The organism is uncultured Kordia sp. (assembly GCF_947489565.1).
In the GTDB taxonomy this organism is placed as follows: domain Bacteria; phylum Bacteroidota; class Bacteroidia; order Flavobacteriales; family Flavobacteriaceae; genus Kordia.
Genome location: NZ_CANLEA010000003.1, coordinates 351,071 through 368,798, shown reverse-complemented (window position 1 = coordinate 368,798; position 17,728 = coordinate 351,071). Strand labels below are relative to the sequence as shown.

Genomic DNA, 17,728 nt, shown 5'->3' with positions numbered 1-17,728 from the left:
TCTAATAATTATAAATCGAATTGTTTGATTTTTCTATAGAGCGTTCGTTCAGAGATGCCAAGTTCTTTGGCAGCAGCTTTTCGTTTTCCTTTGTTACGTTCTAATGCTTTTTTGATCAATTCTAATTCTTTGTCATGCAACGAAAGTGTTTCTTCTTCTTCCACTTCTTCTGCAAAATGATATTTGTCGGTTTCAGCAACTACGGTAACTTCTGAAGGAATAGACAACAGTTTTACTGGTGCAGTAGTTTCTTCTTCGTGGAAAATTTCATCTTCTTCCTCATCGCCATATATTTTCTGAATAAGACTTTCATTGTCTTCTTTTACTTTTTGAGAAACGCCATTTTGCATGAGTTCCATGGTGAGTTTCTTCAAATCGTTTAAGTCGCTTTTCATGTCGAAAAGTACTTTGTATAGAATTTCGCGTTCAGAACTGAAGTCACTTTCACTTTTTTCACTTTCAATAACCGCAGGCAAGTTTCCTGAAGTATTTGGTAGGTATTGGCGTAACATATCTGGCGTGATAGATCGGTTTTCTTCCAATACGGAAATTTGTTCCGCAACGTTTCGCAATTGACGAATGTTTCCGTTCCAGCGATATTTTGTCAACATTGCTGTAGCTTCATCATTCAAACGAATAGAAGGCATTTTGTACTTCATGGCAAAGTCAGAAGCAAACTTTCTAAACAGCAAATGAATATCATCTTTTCGCGCACGCAATGGTGGAAGTAGAATTTCAATTGTGCTTAAACGATAATATAAGTCTTCTCTAAATCTTCCTTTTTTGATGGCTTCAAACATGTTCACATTTGTTGCGGCAACAATACGGACATTTGTTTTTTGCACTTTTGATGAACCTACTTTGATGAATTCGCCGTTTTCTAAAACTCTTAGTAAACGTACTTGTGTAGTTAGTGGCAATTCTCCAACTTCATCCAAAAAGATAGTTCCATTATCCGCTACTTCAAAATACCCATTTCGAGTTTGTGTAGCGCCTGTAAAAGCACCTTTTTCATGGCCAAATAATTCACTATCAATCGTTCCTTCTGGAATCGCTCCGCAGTTTACTGCAATATATTTTCCGTGCTTTCTGTGCGAAAGTGAATGAATAATTTTAGGAATGCTTTCCTTTCCAACTCCACTTTCACCCGTAACCAACACAGAAATATCGGTAGGGGCAACTTGCGTGGCTTTTTCGATGGCACGATTTAGCCCAGCATTGTTTCCAATGATTCCAAAACGTTGTTTGATCGCTTGTACGGATTCCATGTATTTTAGGTTCTTTGTTTTTTTAGTTTATGTATTGAAATGTTTCGTCAATAGTAATTGTTGTACCGTCAGGAATGGATGGAACAGAAGTAAAAATATTTCCGTTTCTGCTTAAAATTCTGTTGTTAGCATCATATTGAATGTCTAAAGTAGAACTTCCTTGTTGTGTTGTCACATTCGTAACATTGTTTGGACTGTAAATCATCGCTTGCCAATGCTCATATTGATCGTCATATTCATCATTTAAAATGGAGAATAAGTACAAATCGTTTAATGAGTTTCGCAACGGATTGGTGTTGCCATCGTGCATATATGAATATGTATTGGCGTCTTGTCCAGTAATTACAGCTGATGTTAAGTTTCCATTGCTATCATACGAAATATTTTCTGTCTTGATCACCGTTCCACTTTCCATGGTTTCTCGTTTGATAAGTTTACTCGTGGTTTCATCAAAAGTAAACTTGGTAGAGAAATTGGTTCCTTCTCGGGTACGCGTAACTTCATTATTGAGATGCGTAAATGAAAAAACGAAATTTTCAGAAGCATCTTGTAAATCTTCATAAGTGATGTCTGTAACTTTATCGAGATTGTATGTCACTGTAGTTCTATTAATCAGTACACCATCTACAGTAGTGCGCACTTGTGTAACTCTACTGTTTTCATCTCTAATAATATTTCCGACACCATTTACTGTAATACCTAAAAAGGTAAACATGGTGTTTTGTGATAAAAATTGATTGTTCGCATTAATTACAAAATCAGTCACAAATGTTGTTTCATCGCCAGTTCCAGAAGAAAACGTTTTGATATAATCGTAATCCGCAAGCTGTAATGATCCTCCAGTTGGCGGATTTGGATCTACGGGATCAGGATCTGGTTCCGGATCTGTTGGCATTCCTGTTGATGGTTGTTCTATAATAATTTCGCCATCATACGGTTCATTGTCGCAAGAAAAGCAGCAAAATGCTAATACGGTTGTTGTCAGTAAAACTATTTTCTTCATCGGTTTTGGTATTTAATAATTTCTGTTAAATGGAATGTGCCAATACTTGTAATGGATTGGTAACTATGGCTCATTTCATTGCTTTTCTATACTATTTTTAATATTGGAATGCTTCCGATTGCGAAATGGCAACACCATCACCAAGATCAAAGTTTGAAGCTCTAGTTGTGATATCGTTGTTCGCATTATAGGTTACGTTGAAATCTACATTTCCATCATTCGTTTCAATTCGTGTCCAGTTATTTGTAGCATAAAAAGTGGCTAATACGCTTCCAATTTGACTATCATTTTCAGTATCAAAAACAGTCACTAAAAATTGATCGTTAAACACAGATTTTAAAGGATTTGTAAAAGAATCGTATACAAATAGATTGTTTCCTGTATTGGCTCCTGAAACCGTAGAACTTGCACAGTTTCCATTGGAATAGGTCAATACTTCTAACTGAGTACTGTTTGTTCCAGAAAATGATTCCATAGAAATCAATTGACTGTTGGAATCAAAAGTAAACACAGCAGATTGGTTTGCGGCAGCATTTGTTCTTGTGACAGTAGTTCCGCTATATGCAAATGTATATGTGTAATTTTCGGTATTGTCTCCCAAGTCTTCATAGGCTATTTGCGTAATATTATCGCCTGTGTATGTAATTGTAGTTCTGTTGGTAACACTTCCACCATCCATAGATTCAGATTGAATAACTTTTCCGTTTCCATCTCTAGTAATAGTACTTGTAGCGTTTGTTGTAAACCCTAAAGCAGTTACTTGGGTATTTGCAGAAACTACAATACCACCATTTACAATAAAATCTGTATTGGTAATGATTTCTCCAAAAAATGGAACGTTTGAAGTAGAGTCTAACGAATATGTTGAAAGTGCAGTGCCGTTATTTCCACCACCGTTGTTTCCGCCGCCATTGTTGCCGCCATTGTTGCCACCATTATTTCCTCCATTGTTGGAAGTTTCTTCGATAACGATACTTGGATCTAAAAGTTCGTCGTCACAGGAAAAGCAAAAAAATGCTAAGATTGCTGATGTAATTAAAAAGGTTTTTTTCATTTGTCAAGTTTTTTGATTGGCACAAAAATTAGTTTGTGGTTAATTATTTTCTGAGAATCCTACAGGTTCACCAATTAGGGTTGCTGAAGTGCAGTCAAGTATTTTTACGTTTACAAAATCACCTGGTTGATAGTTTTCTTTTGGGAAAACCACTACCGTATTTTCTGAAGTTCTTCCTTTCCAATGGCCATCAGATTTTTTGGAAGTTCCTTCTACAAGTACTTCTTTTACTTTGTTAAGTTGTGCTTTGGTTCTGTAAGCACTATGTTCTAATTGTAATGCTATGATTTCTGCAAGTCTACGTTTTTTAACAGGTTCTGGAACGTCATCTTCCATTTTTCTAGCGGCCATGGTTCCTGGTCGTTCCGAATAGGAAAACATATATCCGAAATCATATTTTACATAACGCATTAATGATAGCGTATCTTGATGATCTTCTTCGGTTTCTGTTGGAAAACCAGCAATCATATCTTGTGAAATTCCACAATCGGGAATGATTTCACGAATTTTATCAATCAGTCTAAAATATTCTTCACGTGTATGCAAACGATTCATTTCTTTTAAAATACGATCGCTTCCACTTTGTACAGGCAAGTGAATATAATTACAGATATTTTGATGTTTTGCCACCATACGCAATACATTTTCATGCATGTCTTGCGGATTTGACGTAGAGAAACGAAGGCGTAGTTTTGGAAACTTTATAGCAACCATGTCTAATAACTTTGCAAAATCGACTGCAGTTGCTTTTTGCATTTCAGAAGCTTTGTCAAAATCTTTTTTCAAGCCACCGCCATACCATAAATAACTATCTACATTTTGTCCAAGCAGCGTTACCTCTTTGTAATTTTTATCAACCAATTCTTGAATTTCTTCTAAAATTGATTGCGGATCACGGCTGCGTTCACGTCCACGTGTAAAAGGAACGACACAAAACGTACACATATTATCGCAACCTCTGGTAATAGAAACGAGTGCGTTAATTCCGTTTGTGTTTAAACGTACAGGTGAAATATCTCCGTAGGTTTCTTCTTTAGAAAGAATCACATTGACAGCATTACGTCCTTCATCAATTTCTTGCAATAAGTTTGGTAAATCTTTGTATGCATCAGGTCCAACGACCATATCTACAATTTTTTCTTCCTCCAAAAACTTACTTTTCAAGCGTTCTGCCATACAGCCCAATACACCAACTTTCATTTTTGGATTGTGTCTTTTTACAGCATTATATTTTTCCAAACGCTTGCGCACGGTTTGCTCGGCTTTGTCACGGATGGAGCATGTATTTACCAATACCAAATCGGCTTCTTCTAAACGATCGGTAGTGTTAAATCCTTCTTTTGCTAAAATAGACGCCACAACTTCGCTGTCGGCAAAGTTCATCTGGCAACCATAACTTTCTATATATAATTTTCGTGTATTCTTTGGATTCTCTGCTAAAACAATACGTTCTCCTTGTTTGCTTTCGTCAATAATCTTCTCCATGTAAATGTATTCTGTACCTTGAATTCTTTATCAAATAAGATACAAAGATAGAATTATTTCAAAGATAGTGACATAATGACATGTTAAATACCTTCTTTTTCGACGCAACCTTTTTAAGATGTTGGTATCTACCCTGTAAATGAATCAATTAATAACTACACCATGAAACTCAAATATCTTTTACTTTGTGTCGTAACTTGTCTCTTTTTGTCTTGTTCAGATGATAAAGATTATGAATACGTAAATGTTGCTACACCAATTACGATCAGCACCGCAGAATTACGTGCTTCTGTTGAAGTATTACCCGCTCAAAACATTGTAGAATCAGGAAAAATTTATGCATATCAACAGTATATTTTTGTGAATGATGTAGATAGAGGAGTGCATGTTATTGATAACAGAAATCCATTACAGCCTACCATTGTCAACTTCTTGAAAATTCCGTTAAATAAAGATGTGTCTGTAAAAGGAAATTATTTATATGCGGACAGCGGAAAAGACTTAGTGGTTTTTGATATCAGCCAAGTCAACGATATACAAATGATAGGACGTGTGGAAGATGTAATTCAAAATCCGCAACAAGCAGAATATCCAGAAAATGTTTATTTATTTAATTGGGAAAACTATAGTTATGAAGAAGATATTATTATTGGTTGGGATATTGCTGTTGAACGTAGGGAAATAATGGATGATAATATTGTGACTTTAGAAACGTCTGATGGAGGAGGAAATACAGGTTCAGGTGGATCGCTAGCGCGTTTTAAAATTGTAGATGATTATTTGTACGTAGTTGACAATGTTAAAATAAATGTGTTTGATATTCAAAATTTAGAAACACCTGTAAAAGTGAATGAAGAGTATGTGACTTGGCAAGCAGAAACTATTTTTTATCAAGACGATAAACTATTCATAGGAACACGAACAGGAATGTACATTTACGATATTACCCAAGCAAGTTCACCAACATATATCTCTGACTTTGATCATGCAAAATTTTGTGATCCTGTTGTAGTCGATGGAAACTATGCGTATGTCACACTTCGCGCAGGAGCGAGTTGTATGGATGGAGAAATGCAAATGCTAGAAAGTAGATTAGAAATTATTGATATTTCAGATATTCACAATCCGCAATTGGCAGAAACCTATATTATGGAAGAGCCGTATGGTTTAGGAATCAAAGGTGATCAACTATTTATCTGTGATGGTGCTTCGGGACTGAAAGTATACGATAAATCAGATATTTCAAACTTACAATTGCTACAAAATTTTAATACAAATGATGCGTATGATGTCATTCCAATGCAAGATAAATTATTGAAAATTGGAGACAATACGTTGACTCAATATAACTACATAAATACGGGAATTGAATTGATTAGTGAATTTACAATTCAATAATCACTTTACTACAACAACTTTATACCCTGTATAACGAAGAAGCCTATTTGAAAAAATAGGCTTTTTTTATTTTTCGGGAACCTTTTTCAAAACAGGCGCGTCTATACTTATAGAAACATTAACAAAACCTGATTATGAAAAAACAATTTTTAAAAATAACACTATTGCTGTGTGTCGGATTCTTTACGTTTTCTTGCTCTGATTTAGATGATAATGAAGAAGTAGGAACGGTATCACTGGAAAATGTAATTCAGAAAGAATCAGAATTGTTTGGTTTAATTGAGCGCGTAGCCGAAACAGAAGACGAAGATGAAATTACCTGCATAAAATTTTTATACTCTTTTACAATGTTGGAGTTTGATGCAGATTTAATGGTGGCTAATGAATATGTAGTTTCAAGTGATGCTAATTTTAGTTTTATTCTTGAAAATATTCCTGATGGGAATAGTATCGGAATCAATTTTCCTATTCAAAGCATTTTAGAAAGTGGCGAAGAATTTCTAATTCAAAACAAAGATGAACTTAAACAAGCCATTGACGATTGTATTGATGTGCAACAACAAGAAATAACAGGGCAATGCAGTTTATATTTTCAAGAATGTGTGTGGGTTGTACGTCACGATGATGAAACAGAAGACACTTACGAAAACGCCGTGTTTGATGTGGCAGATGATGGAACGTTTGACTTTTATAATAATGGCGAATTGTTTGAAGGAACTTGGATTTTCTATTTTATAGAAGATGAATTGCATGTCAATATTACGATGGACGAGCCAGGAATCACTGCAGATGATTGGAATTTAGATTGGGTAGTACTTAGTTATTCAAGCGAACTCATGCAATTTGAAAATAACGGTATTAGTTTTACTTTAAACAATGAATGTGAGGAAGAAAACTACTGTACGCAACTCATTTTTTCAGAATGTGAAGGCATTGATGGTTCTGGAATTTCAGAATTTATATTCGAAAATTACATACCTTGTATTTTGCAAATTGAAGATTTAGAAGCATTAACCGATGAAGATAGTATTGCATTCTATGAAACACAAATAGATGCAGATGCAGAAACCAATCCGCTTTCGCAAACATCATATCAAAACAGCACGCAAGAGCAAACAATCTATGTTCGTGTGAATTATGGAGCTAATAACGAATTTTTCATCATTCCGATAACAATCATATCGACAACTTGTTAAAAACAATTCAAATACAAAACAACCAAATAGGGCAAACGTTTTTGGAAAACACAAACGCAGGAACATACAATTTCAAAGCATTAGTAAAAGGTGATGAACTTGCACAAAAAGCAGTTTACGAAGCTTTTGCACCCAAAATGTTAGCTGCGTGTCAAAACTTTATTTCCGATAGAACGTTGGCCGAAGAAGCCATGAACAATGGTTTTGTAAAAGTGTTTTTCAACATAAAAAAATATAAAAATGAAGGGAGTTTTGAAGGTTGGATTCGGAAAATAATGATCCGAGAAAGTCTGTCATTTCTACGAAAGAAAAAATTTATCATCGCCTCACAAAGCGAAATTATTCTAGAGCGACAAAAAACCTATCAAGAACCGATAAAAGAAGAATCGGAAATTCAACGACTCATTGAGCAACTTCCGTTAGAATTTAAGCTCGTATTTAATTTGTATGCAATAGAAGGATATTCGCATAAAGAAATAGCAGACTTATTAAAAATACCAGAAACGACGTCCAAAACACGCTTGTTTAGAGCGCGAAAACTATTAAAAGAACAATTGCAAACCATAAAAAAAGCCAATGGAAGATTTTGATTATATAGATGCGTTAGCTAAAAAAACGCTTTCCAATCATACGGTGCAACCTTCGGCAGACGGTTGGCAAATGGTACAGCAAAAAATGAAGCGTAAAAAACGTAAAAGGCTCCTTTTATATATTGTCTTGTTTGCATTGTTTTGCTCGTTGGGAATATATGTTGGTGTACATGCTACTGCTGATGTGAATTCCGTGGAAGTTTCAAATAAAAATACAGAGCCATTAAAATCTAGCAATTCTAACAATGAAAATAATAATAGCGATATAAATAATGAGATAACTTCTAGTAGAAGTGAAGAATCAAGTCCAAAGTCAAATCCAGATTCAAATTCAAATGCAATCGTGAATGATGCCAGTCAAGCTGGAACAAACACTTCAGTGGCAACGTCAGAAACAAAAAGTAAGCATCAAGCTACTAACAACTTATATGGAAATAAAAACAATTTGATGCAACAGCAAACTGGAAATCATTCACGTGCTTTGATGGCAAATACGACTACAGCGACTTCTGTAAATACTATGGCTGCAACATCAGAAAGTGAAAATCAATTACACAATTCCACAAACCTAGCTATTGCTGATGGAGAAGAAGATTTTTATGTAAATGCAGCAGGATTAAAATTAGCTCCTTGGGAATTAGTCTCGCCAGAAATGCTTAAAAAGAAGCGTAAAAAGCGACGCAAATCTAAAAAAGCAGAAAAAGTGTATGACAACTTAGATTTAATGGTTGGTTTCAATGGTTTTGTAAACGAGAACGATTACAACTTCATAGGTTCATATGTTTTTGAGCTTTCATACACACAAAAGGATAAGCTGAAAAAAAAGTATTCGTTCAATTATGGAGCTTCGTTACAATTTAGAAATCTGCGCTTCAAAAATGACTCTGTCAGTTTTAATAGAGGAGAATTAAGTATGAACATACATTCAGGTCTTGAAAAACATATTGGAAACTTTGGTGTGGAAGCTGGCGCATATGTTGGATACGAATTCTATTCGCCTAATAATGAATTTTTCAACAACATCAATATCAACTTCTTTGAGCGAAAAATCAATTATGGACTCTTTTCTGCAGTGCGTTACAAAAAAGTTGGACTAGTTTTTAAATATGAATTTTCTCCATATGTAAATTATCTCGGAGCTAAGAAATTTGGTGCATTCACCATAGGTGTGAAATACGATTTTTAAACCTGCAAAAAGCAGAAGAAATCGGGCATAAAAAAATCGTAAACACAAAAAAATGTGCCCATTTTTAAAAATCTACATACTTTTGTACTCTGAAAAAATAATATATGGCAAAGAATCTGGTAATTGTTGAGTCACCTGCAAAGGCAAAAACAATTGAAAAATTTCTTGGAAAAGATTACAAGGTAGAATCAAGTTTTGGTCACATTGCAGATTTACCTTCCAAAGAATTAGGTGTAAATGTTGATGGCGATTTTGAACCTGAATATATTGTCTCCGATGACAAAAAAACAGTCGTAAAAAAATTAAAGGATTTAGCAAAAAAAGCAGAAATTGTTTGGCTCGCTAGTGATGAGGATCGCGAAGGAGAAGCAATTGCATGGCACTTAGCTGAAACATTAAAGTTAGATCCGAAACGAACGAAACGTATCGTTTTTCACGAAATTACCAAATCGGCAATCTTAAAAGCAATTGAGAATCCGAGAGATATAGATTATAATCTGGTAAATGCACAACAAGCACGTAGAATCTTAGACAGATTGGTAGGATACGAATTATCGCCTGTACTTTGGAGAAAAGTAAAAGGTGGATTATCTGCCGGACGTGTGCAATCGGTTTCTGTACGATTAATTGTAGAACGTGAACGCAGCATTCAAGACTTTAAACCACAAGTATCTTTTAAAGTTGCCGCCGAATTCCTAAACTCAAAAGGGAAAAAATTCAAAGCAAGACTCAATAAAACATTTCCAACGCATCAAGCAGCAAAAGATTTCTTAGCTAAAAATGTTGGAGCCGATTTTAAAATTGCAAATTTAGAAACAAAGCCAGCAAAAAAATCACCTGCAGCGCCATTTACTACATCAACACTACAACAAGAAGCATCGCGAAAGCTATATTTCTCGGTAAGTAAAACGATGACTTTAGCGCAACGTTTGTATGAAGCTGGTTTAATTACGTATATGAGAACGGATAGTGTAAACCTTTCAAAAGATGCTAAAAATGCAGCGCAGGAAGAAATCATTCGTTCGTATGGTGAAGAATACAGTCATCCAAGAGATTACAGAAGTAAGTCAAAAGGAGCGCAAGAAGCGCATGAGGCTATTCGTCCAACCAACATGGCAAACCATTCGGTAGAAGCAGAATACGATCAAGTACGTTTATATGAACTTATATGGAAACGTACAGTAGCTTCACAAATGAGTGATGCAAAATTGGAACGTACCAATGCAAAAATAGAAGCCAATACGCACGGAGAACGCTTTACGGCAAATGGAGAAGTGTTAAAATTTGAAGGATTTCTAAAAGTATACTTAGAAGGAAAAGACGAAGAAGAAGAAGAGCAAGACGGAATGTTGCCAGCATTATTTGTGGGAGAACAAGTAACAAACGAGTTCATCACAGCAACGCAACGTTATACAAAAGCACCATACCGATTTACGGAAGCATCTCTTGTAAAACAACTTGAAGAATTAGGAATTGGAAGACCGTCTACTTATGCACCGACAATTTCTACCATTCAAAATAGAGGATACGTAGAAAAAGGAACGGTTGAAGGTGTCGAAAGAAAATACGAGCAGCTTACCTTAAAAGCAGATAAAATCATAGAAAAAGAACTTACTGAAAAAGTAGGTTCGGACAAAGGGAAATTAGTGCCAACGGATATTGGAATGATTGTAAATGACTTCTTGGTGAAAAATTTCTCTTCCATCTTAGATTACAACTTTACAGCGAAAGTAGAGCAGGACTTTGATGATATTGCTTCTGGAAATGAAGAATGGAAAGTAATGATGAAAGATTTCTATGCAGATTTCCATCCAACCGTAGAAGACGTAAAAGAAAATGCAGAGCGCGAATCTGGAGAACGTATTTTGGGAGTAGATCCTGAAACTGGAAAACAGGTGAGTGTGCGACTTGGAAAATTTGGACCAATGGTGCAAGTAGGAACTGTAGATGATGAAGAAAAACCAAAATTTGCCAGCTTAAGCCCAGATCAACAACTGAATACCATTACCTTTGAAGAAGCCATGGATTTATTCCAATTGCCAAAAGCGCTAGGAGAATACAAAGGGCAAGCTGTTGAGGTAAATAATGGTCGTTACGGTCCGTATGTGAAATATGGTAAAAAATTCATCTCATTAGAAAAAGGAGAAGATCCACTAAGTGTGGAAATGGATCGTGCAAAAGAATTAATTGATGCACGTGAAAAAGCAGACGCGCCTATTGCACAATATGAAAGTCATGATGTAACCAAAGGAGTTGGACGTTTTGGACCTTTCTTAAAGTGGAATGGAATCTTTATCAATGTCAATAAAAAATATGACTTTGATAATCTTTCGCAAGCGGATATTGAAGAACTCATTGAAGACAAGAAGAAAAAAGAACGTGAAAAAGTAATTCACAACTGGGAAGAAGAAGGAATTCGTGTCGAAAAAGCACGATGGGGAAGAAGTAACATCCTAAAAGGAAAAATAAAAATAGAACTTCCAAAAACTGTCGATGCGACAAAATTGACTTTGGAAGAAGTTCAAAAAATGATTGAGGACAAAGCTCCTAAGAAAAAAACAAAAGCAAAGGCTAAAACAAAAGCAAAGGCTAAAACAAAAGCAAAAGCTAAAAAATAATGGAGTTCGAATTTTTATTGCCTATCAATGATTTATTGACGGCTCATAATGAACTGTTACCAGATCAAGCTTTAGGAAACCATATAGACATTCATACGTCCAAGCATGGCATTCCAACATCGGTTGCTGAGGCAAAGTTTGCCATCATTGCAGTGCTCGAAAATAGAAGTGATATCAATTACTTGGGTGAAAGTTTAGATTTGCTAGAGATTCGAAAAGCATTGTACAGTCTCTATCCAGGAAACTGGAGTCATAAAATCGTTGACTTAGGAAACCTGCAAAAAGGAGACACTGTTGAAGATACATATGCGGCACTCAAACAAATCATGGAGCCGTTGCTCAAAAAAAACATCATTCCTGTTATTTTAGGCGGAAGTCAAGATTTAATGTATGCCATGTATCGTGCGTATGATAATTTAGAGCAAACGGTAAATATTGTAAATGTAGATAGTAAATTTGATTTTGGCGCCATCACACAATCGGTAAGTAATCAATCCTATATGGGAAAGATTATTACAGAAGCACCTCATAATCTATTTAATTATAGTAATATTGGATATCAAACCTATTTCAATGCGCAAGAAGAAATAGATTTAATGCAAAAACTGTTTTTTGATGCGTATCGTTTAGGGCAAGTTTCTAATGACATAAGTATTGTTGAACCTATTACACGTGATGCAGATATTGTCGGAATTGATTTATCGGCTGTAAAAGCATCTGAAGTAAGTGGAAATCAAAATACATCGCCTAATGGTTTGGACGGAAAAGAAATTTGTGCCATTAGTCGTTATGCTGGAATCAGTGACAAAGTATCTTCTTTTGGAGTTTTTGAATATCGAAATTCTAAAGACGAAGAAATTACAGCAATGTTAATTGCGCAAATGATTTGGTATTTTATAGAAGGTGTCAATTATCGTGTAAAAGATTATCCTTTTGCCTCAAAAGACGATTATTTAAAGTATATCGTGCCAAACGATGTAGAAGAAATGATTTTTTACAAGAGTAATAAAACAGAAAGATGGTGGATAGAAATACCATTTATTTCAAGTTTGAATAATAAATTAAAAAGACATACGTTATTACCTTGCACACACCAAGATTATTTGAATGCATGCAATCAAATTATCCCTGAAAGATGGTGGATGGCGTATAAAAAGAGTATAAATTAAATAAGCGTGTTAAGAAAACCTTAAATTATATTTAGAAAAAGCAGTTTAAAACCATTAGTTTTTAGAATAAAAAATTGTTTTTTTAAAAATAAATAGATAGGTTTACGCCCTTAAAATCTATAAAAAACGTATTAACCTCAATAATTCCGTATGAAAAAGATTGTTGTATTAACAGCCGTTTTAGCATTTCTTTATAGCTGTGGTTCTAAAGACAGAGGTGAGCTAGTCGGTGTCAAAGGAAAAAAATGGCACCCAGAAAAACCTTATGGTATGACTTTAGTTCCTGGTGGTTCATTTATCATGGGTAAATCTGATGATGACATTGCTCAAACTAAAAATGCACCCACTAAAACAGTTACCGTCCCATCATTCTATATGGATGAGACAGAAATTACTAATAGCGAATATCGAGAATTTGTGTATTGGGTTCGTGACTCAATAATGAGAACGAGATTAGCTATTCTTGCAGACGAAGAAGGTAAAACTGATCCAAACGAAGATGGAATCGCAAAGTATGCATTTAAAGATGCGGATACTACCGATTTAACAGCTTGGGAAAAATATAATCTTGAAAACTATGTAGGCTTAGGTGATACAGGGTATGAGGGACGACGTTTGAACCGTGATGAGGAGTTGGTTTGGGACTATTCTGAAATTCCAGATGAATTCTATGCAGAAGTATTAGATTCATTATTAATTCCTGAAGCAGAATCATACAATGGACAGCGTACTATCGATTGGACAAAAGTGCGATTCCAATATACTTGGATGGACATCCAAGCAGCAGCTAAAAACAAAGGTGTAAAACGTACGAAGTTCATCAGAAGAGAAAATTTAGAAATTTATCCAGATACTACAGTTTGGATTAGAGACTTCGAATATTCATATAATGAGCCAATGCACAATGACTATTTTTGGCATGATGCATACAATGACTATCCAGTAGTAGGTGTAAGTTGGAAGCAAGCCAAAGCATTTTGTGAGTGGAGAACTTTAAAAAAGAATATCTACAGAAAAGAAAGAAAGCGTCACCAAATCAATAAATTCAGATTGCCATCTGAAGCAGAATGGGAATACGCAGCAAGAGGTGGACTCGAAGGAGCAACGTATCCTTGGGGAGGACCTTATACAATGAACGATAGAGGTTGTTTCTTGGCAAACTTCAAGCCATTAAGAGGAAACTACGCAGCAGATCAAGCTTTATACACAGTAGAAGGCGATGCATTTGAACCAAACGACTTCAACCTATACAATATGGCAGGAAATGTAGCCGAATGGACCGCTTCATCTTATGATCCAAGTTCTTATGAATACATGTCTACTATGAGCCCAAATGTAAATGATTCAGCAAACACACGTAAAGTAATTCGTGGAGGTTCTTGGAAAGATGTTGAGTACTTCTTACAAGTAAGTACGAGAGACTTTGAGTACAAAGATTCAGTAAGAAGTTATATCGGTTTCAGAACTGTACAAAGTTACATGGGAACTGATGTTATCGGAACAGTAAAAAACTAAATATCGAAATACTAAAATAAACCACGGTTAACCCAACACTTAAATTTTATTAACTAAACACTAAACTAAAAATTAGATTATTATGGCAAAGAATGGCAAGATCACGCTAACGAACATGGTATATGGACTAGGAGCGGCAATTGTAATTGTAGGAGCATTATTTAAAATTCAGCACTGGCCTTACGGAAGTGAAATTTTAACAATTGGAATGATTGTAGAAGCGCTAGTATTTACCTATTCAGCATTTGAAAGACAGTCAGACGAACTAGATTGGTCATTGGTATATCCTGAATTATCAGGAGGATCTGCAAAAGCGAAAGCTAAAAAACAAGAAGCTACAGATGCAGAAGGATTATTATCTAAGAAATTAGATGGATTATTAAAAGACGCTAGAATTGACGGAGAATTAATGAACAGCTTAGGAAATAGCATTCGTAATTTTGAAGGAGCTGCAAAAAGCATCTCTCCAACAGTAGACGCAATTGCTTCAACTAAAAAATATAGCGAAGAAATGTCATTAGCGGCAGCGCAAATGGAATCTTTAAATAGTCTTTACAAAGTACAGATGGAAAGTGCTAATCGTCAAGCGGCGATCAATGAAGAAGCAGCAACAAATGCAGCAAAACTTCAAGAGCAAATGCAATCATTAGCATCTAACTTATCATCATTAAATGGTGTATACGGAGGAATGTTATCTGCTATGAACAAAAACTAATTAGTAGTTATATACGTAATTCAACAAAAATTAACTAAAAAAACTAATTAGAAATGGCAGGAGGAAAAGTATCTGCAAGGCAGAAAATGATTAACCTGATGTACTTGGTATTCATCGCAATGATGGCAATGAATATGTCTAAAGAAGTACTCTCAGCTTTCGGATTAATGGAAGCAAAGTTTGCGGACTCAAATGTCGCAACAATTGACAGAAATGATAGATTATTAGAAGAACTAGAAACAAAAGGATCTGAAAATCCTAAAGAATTCAAAGTTCCAGCAGCAAGAGCTCAACAAGTTAAAATTGCTTCTGATAAACTATACAAATATCTTGAAACTCTTAAGAAAGATTTATTAAAAGAAGGAGGATATGTAGTTGATGCAAAAACTGGTAAACTTCCTTTCGAAGCAATGGATAAGACTGATATCTTAGACGAAGCTTGGTTCACAGGAGATAGATTGACTAAGAAAGGTCAAGAAGTAATGGCTAACATCGAAGCATACAAGTCTGAAATCAATGCTATTTTAGCAACAGACGAAAGCTACAGAGGAAAGTCGGATGAATTCAACAAAACGTTCAGTACTGAAAAAGTAGAGAACAGAGACGGAAAGAAAATTGATTGGTTAGCATACCACTATCAAGGTTTCCCAGCAATTGCTTCATTCACTAAATTAACGGCAATGCAAAATGACATTAAAGTTAATGAGTCTGATATGTTTAGTCTTTTCTTAGGAAACATTGTTACTGAAGCAACTACATTGAATAAGTACAAAGCAATTGTATTGGCTGAAAAGTCTGCGTTTTTTGCTGGTGAAAAATTCCAAGGTAAAGTTGTAATTGGAAAGTATGCAAACGTTCCACCAACAAAATTAGTAGTGCAAGGAAAAGAAATTAACCTAGCAGAAGCTATTGACGAAAGCGGAGCAGCAACTTTAGATTTCAATGTTGGAAATGTAGGAGAGCACAAAATTGAGGGAGAGTTTACGTTTATTGAAAACGGAAAAGAATTACCTATCAAAATTAATGCTAACTATGTGGTAGTACCGCGTCCAAACTCAGCAACAATTTCTGCTGATAAGATGAACGTAGTATATCGTGGAGTTGATAACCCAATGACAATTTCTTTTGCAGGTGTATCTGACAATAAAGTAAATGCAAATGCTCCTGGATTAAGAAAAGTTGGAAATGGTAAATACAGCATGAAGCCAACAACTGGAACTAATGTAACAATTAACGTTTCTGCAACACTTGATGATGGATCTAAAGCTGGAGATAAGAAAACATTCAGAATTAAAGATATTCCTGCACCAACAGGATTCTTTAGAGGAGTGCAAGGTTCAACTAAGATGAGTAAATCAGGAGTTGCAAAAGGATCAGTAAAAGCTGATTTCGAAGATTTCGATTTCGATTTACCATTACAAGTAACTCAGTTTGATTTTAAAGTACCAGGACAACCAACAATTACGGTTAGAGGTAGCAGATTAGACGGAAGAGCTAAAGCAGCATTAAATAGAGCAAAAAGAGGACAAACGGTACAGATTTTAAATATTAAGGCCAAAAGTAACGGACCACTTATTAAAAGAGTATCGCCAGTAGTTATTGAAATTACAAACTAAAAAATTATTAAAACATTTGTTATGAATTGGAGAGGTTTATTTACAATTGCATGTACGATCCTAGTATCAGGTTCTATGTTTGCACAAGCAAACCTATTGAATGCCAAAGATCCTAGTGAAATAGGTGTAAAAACACAGGCACAGAAAGATGCAGATAATGACGGTCCATTACCTTATGGATATGTAGATGACAGAGATATTCTGTGGTCTGCTACAACATGGGAAATTATTGACCTTGATGAAAGAGTAAACTTCCCATTATATTATCCTATTGATTCTGTCGGTATACGTAGTGACAGACGCTCTCTGTATGATGTTTTGATGACGAATATCAAAAATAATAACATTAAAAAAATCTATGCAGATGGTAACTTTACTGAAACTCGTACACTTAAAGATATTCAGTCTAGTTTAAAGAAGATTGATACTTTAGATGAAGGTTTCAACCAATTGAACAGAGGAGAAAAACTTTCTGACGAGTTTATCGAAGTAAGAGAATTAACTGCAGCTGATATTGAAGAATATCACGTAAAAGGAGTTTGGTACTTTGACAAGCGTCAAGGAGAACTAAAATTCAGATTATTAGGTATTGCACCTGTATCACCAGAAGCACAATTTGTGGATCTAGATGGACAGCAAGATTTAATTGAATTATTTTGGGTATTCTATCCAGATGTTAGAGAAATTTTACACGAAGCGAAAGCATTCAACGATCGAAATGCGGCAGTGCCATTATCATTTGATCACGTTTTAAATGCTAGACGTTTTAACGGATTAATCTACAAAGAGGAGAACGTACAAGGTGATCGACAGATTAAAGAGTACGTGAAAGAAAACTCGCTCATGCAGTTATTGGAATCTGAACGAATCAAAGAAAAGATCAGAGGAAGAGAACAAGACATGTGGAATTACTAA

14 protein-coding genes are annotated in these 17,728 nt (G+C 35.1%); 10 read left to right on the top strand and 4 right to left on the bottom strand.

The features are described from left to right. Positions 1-8 precede the first annotated feature (8 nt). The 4 genes from Q0845_RS06115 to miaB form a co-directional block, all read right to left on the bottom strand. Positions 9-1,268 (bottom strand): sigma-54-dependent Fis family transcriptional regulator, encoded by a 1,260-nt coding sequence (locus Q0845_RS06115; RefSeq protein ID WP_298510692.1) that lies wholly within the window; start codon positions 1,266-1,268, stop codon positions 9-11. A gap of 22 nt (positions 1,269-1,290) precedes the next feature. Next, positions 1,291-2,271: a hypothetical protein gene (locus Q0845_RS06110; RefSeq protein WP_298510689.1), complete on the bottom strand. Its 981-nt coding sequence runs from the start codon at positions 2,269-2,271 to the stop codon at positions 1,291-1,293. A gap of 97 nt (positions 2,272-2,368) precedes the next feature. Then, positions 2,369-3,325 (bottom strand): hypothetical protein, encoded by a 957-nt coding sequence (locus tag Q0845_RS06105; protein ID WP_298510686.1) that lies wholly within the window; start codon positions 3,323-3,325, stop codon positions 2,369-2,371. 39 nt (positions 3,326-3,364) lie between these two features. Then, positions 3,365-4,810 carry a tRNA (N6-isopentenyl adenosine(37)-C2)-methylthiotransferase MiaB gene (miaB, locus tag Q0845_RS06100; RefSeq protein ID WP_298510683.1) on the bottom strand — a complete coding sequence of 482 codons (1,446 nt, stop codon included), beginning with the start codon at positions 4,808-4,810 and terminating at the stop codon, positions 3,365-3,367. Between the two features lie 162 nt (positions 4,811-4,972). Here miaB and Q0845_RS06095 point away from each other — a divergent pair, with 162 nt between their 5' ends. The 10 genes from Q0845_RS06095 to gldN all read left to right on the top strand — a co-directional run bounded on the left by Q0845_RS06095 (position 4,973) and on the right by gldN (position 17,728). Next, on the top strand, positions 4,973-6,208 hold the full coding sequence (locus Q0845_RS06095) for a hypothetical protein (RefSeq protein ID WP_298510680.1): 1,236 nt from the start codon (positions 4,973-4,975) through the stop codon (positions 6,206-6,208). A gap of 134 nt (positions 6,209-6,342) precedes the next feature. Beyond that, positions 6,343-7,404, top strand: a complete 1,062-nt coding sequence (locus Q0845_RS06090) for a hypothetical protein (RefSeq protein ID WP_298510677.1) — start codon at positions 6,343-6,345, stop codon at positions 7,402-7,404. Positions 7,405-7,445: 41 nt separating this feature from the next. Continuing rightward, positions 7,446-7,994, top strand: coding sequence for an RNA polymerase sigma factor (locus tag Q0845_RS06085; RefSeq protein ID WP_298510674.1), 549 nt, complete (start codon positions 7,446-7,448; stop codon positions 7,992-7,994). Then, positions 7,981-9,180 carry a hypothetical protein gene (locus tag Q0845_RS06080; RefSeq protein WP_298510671.1) on the top strand — a complete coding sequence of 400 codons (1,200 nt, stop codon included), beginning with the start codon at positions 7,981-7,983 and terminating at the stop codon, positions 9,178-9,180. Before Q0845_RS06085 ends, Q0845_RS06080 begins: the two co-directional genes overlap by 14 nt. Positions 9,181-9,284: 104 nt before the next feature. Then, positions 9,285-11,798, top strand: coding sequence for a type I DNA topoisomerase (gene topA, locus Q0845_RS06075; protein WP_298510668.1), 2,514 nt, complete (start codon positions 9,285-9,287; stop codon positions 11,796-11,798). Next, positions 11,798-12,967: a formimidoylglutamase gene (locus Q0845_RS06070; protein ID WP_298510665.1), complete on the top strand. Its 1,170-nt coding sequence runs from the start codon at positions 11,798-11,800 to the stop codon at positions 12,965-12,967. The genes topA and Q0845_RS06070 overlap by 1 nt, the downstream gene beginning before the upstream one ends. Before the next feature lie 150 nt (positions 12,968-13,117). Continuing rightward, positions 13,118-14,482 carry a gliding motility lipoprotein GldK gene (gene gldK / locus Q0845_RS06065; RefSeq protein ID WP_298510662.1) on the top strand — a complete coding sequence of 455 codons (1,365 nt, stop codon included), beginning with the start codon at positions 13,118-13,120 and terminating at the stop codon, positions 14,480-14,482. Between the two features lie 82 nt (positions 14,483-14,564). Then, a complete protein-coding gene (gldL, locus tag Q0845_RS06060; RefSeq protein WP_298510656.1) occupies positions 14,565-15,197 on the top strand; it encodes a gliding motility protein GldL in 633 nt (210 codons plus the stop codon). Positions 15,198-15,250: 53 nt separating this feature from the next. Beyond that, positions 15,251-16,813 carry a gliding motility protein GldM gene (gene gldM, locus Q0845_RS06055; RefSeq protein ID WP_298510653.1) on the top strand — a complete coding sequence of 521 codons (1,563 nt, stop codon included), beginning with the start codon at positions 15,251-15,253 and terminating at the stop codon, positions 16,811-16,813. Between the two features lie 21 nt (positions 16,814-16,834). Continuing rightward, on the top strand, positions 16,835-17,728 hold the full coding sequence (gene gldN, locus Q0845_RS06050; protein ID WP_298510650.1) for a gliding motility protein GldN: 894 nt from the start codon (positions 16,835-16,837) through the stop codon (positions 17,726-17,728).

What these genes read in the sequence shown, in the direction of transcription:
- Q0845_RS06115 (WP_298510692.1), bottom strand. Translation starts at nt 1,268, where the DNA reads ATGGAATCCGTACAAGCGATCAAACAACGTTTTGGAATCATTGGAAAC.
- Q0845_RS06110 (WP_298510689.1), bottom strand. Translation starts at nt 2,271, where the DNA reads ATGAAGAAAATAGTTTTACTGACAACAACCGTATTAGCATTTTGCTGC.
- Q0845_RS06105 (WP_298510686.1), bottom strand. Translation starts at nt 3,325, where the DNA reads ATGAAAAAAACCTTTTTAATTACATCAGCAATCTTAGCATTTTTTTGC.
- miaB (WP_298510683.1), bottom strand. Translation starts at nt 4,810, where the DNA reads ATGGAGAAGATTATTGACGAAAGCAAACAAGGAGAACGTATTGTTTTA.
- Q0845_RS06095 (WP_298510680.1), top strand. Translation starts at nt 4,973, where the DNA reads ATGAAACTCAAATATCTTTTACTTTGTGTCGTAACTTGTCTCTTTTTG.
- Q0845_RS06090 (WP_298510677.1), top strand. Translation starts at nt 6,343, where the DNA reads ATGAAAAAACAATTTTTAAAAATAACACTATTGCTGTGTGTCGGATTC.
- Q0845_RS06080 (WP_298510671.1), top strand. Translation starts at nt 7,981, where the DNA reads ATGGAAGATTTTGATTATATAGATGCGTTAGCTAAAAAAACGCTTTCC.
- topA (WP_298510668.1), top strand. Translation starts at nt 9,285, where the DNA reads ATGGCAAAGAATCTGGTAATTGTTGAGTCACCTGCAAAGGCAAAAACA.
- Q0845_RS06070 (WP_298510665.1), top strand. Translation starts at nt 11,798, where the DNA reads ATGGAGTTCGAATTTTTATTGCCTATCAATGATTTATTGACGGCTCAT.
- gldK (WP_298510662.1), top strand. Translation starts at nt 13,118, where the DNA reads ATGAAAAAGATTGTTGTATTAACAGCCGTTTTAGCATTTCTTTATAGC.
- gldL (WP_298510656.1), top strand. Translation starts at nt 14,565, where the DNA reads ATGGCAAAGAATGGCAAGATCACGCTAACGAACATGGTATATGGACTA.
- gldM (WP_298510653.1), top strand. Translation starts at nt 15,251, where the DNA reads ATGGCAGGAGGAAAAGTATCTGCAAGGCAGAAAATGATTAACCTGATG.
- gldN (WP_298510650.1), top strand. Translation starts at nt 16,835, where the DNA reads ATGAATTGGAGAGGTTTATTTACAATTGCATGTACGATCCTAGTATCA.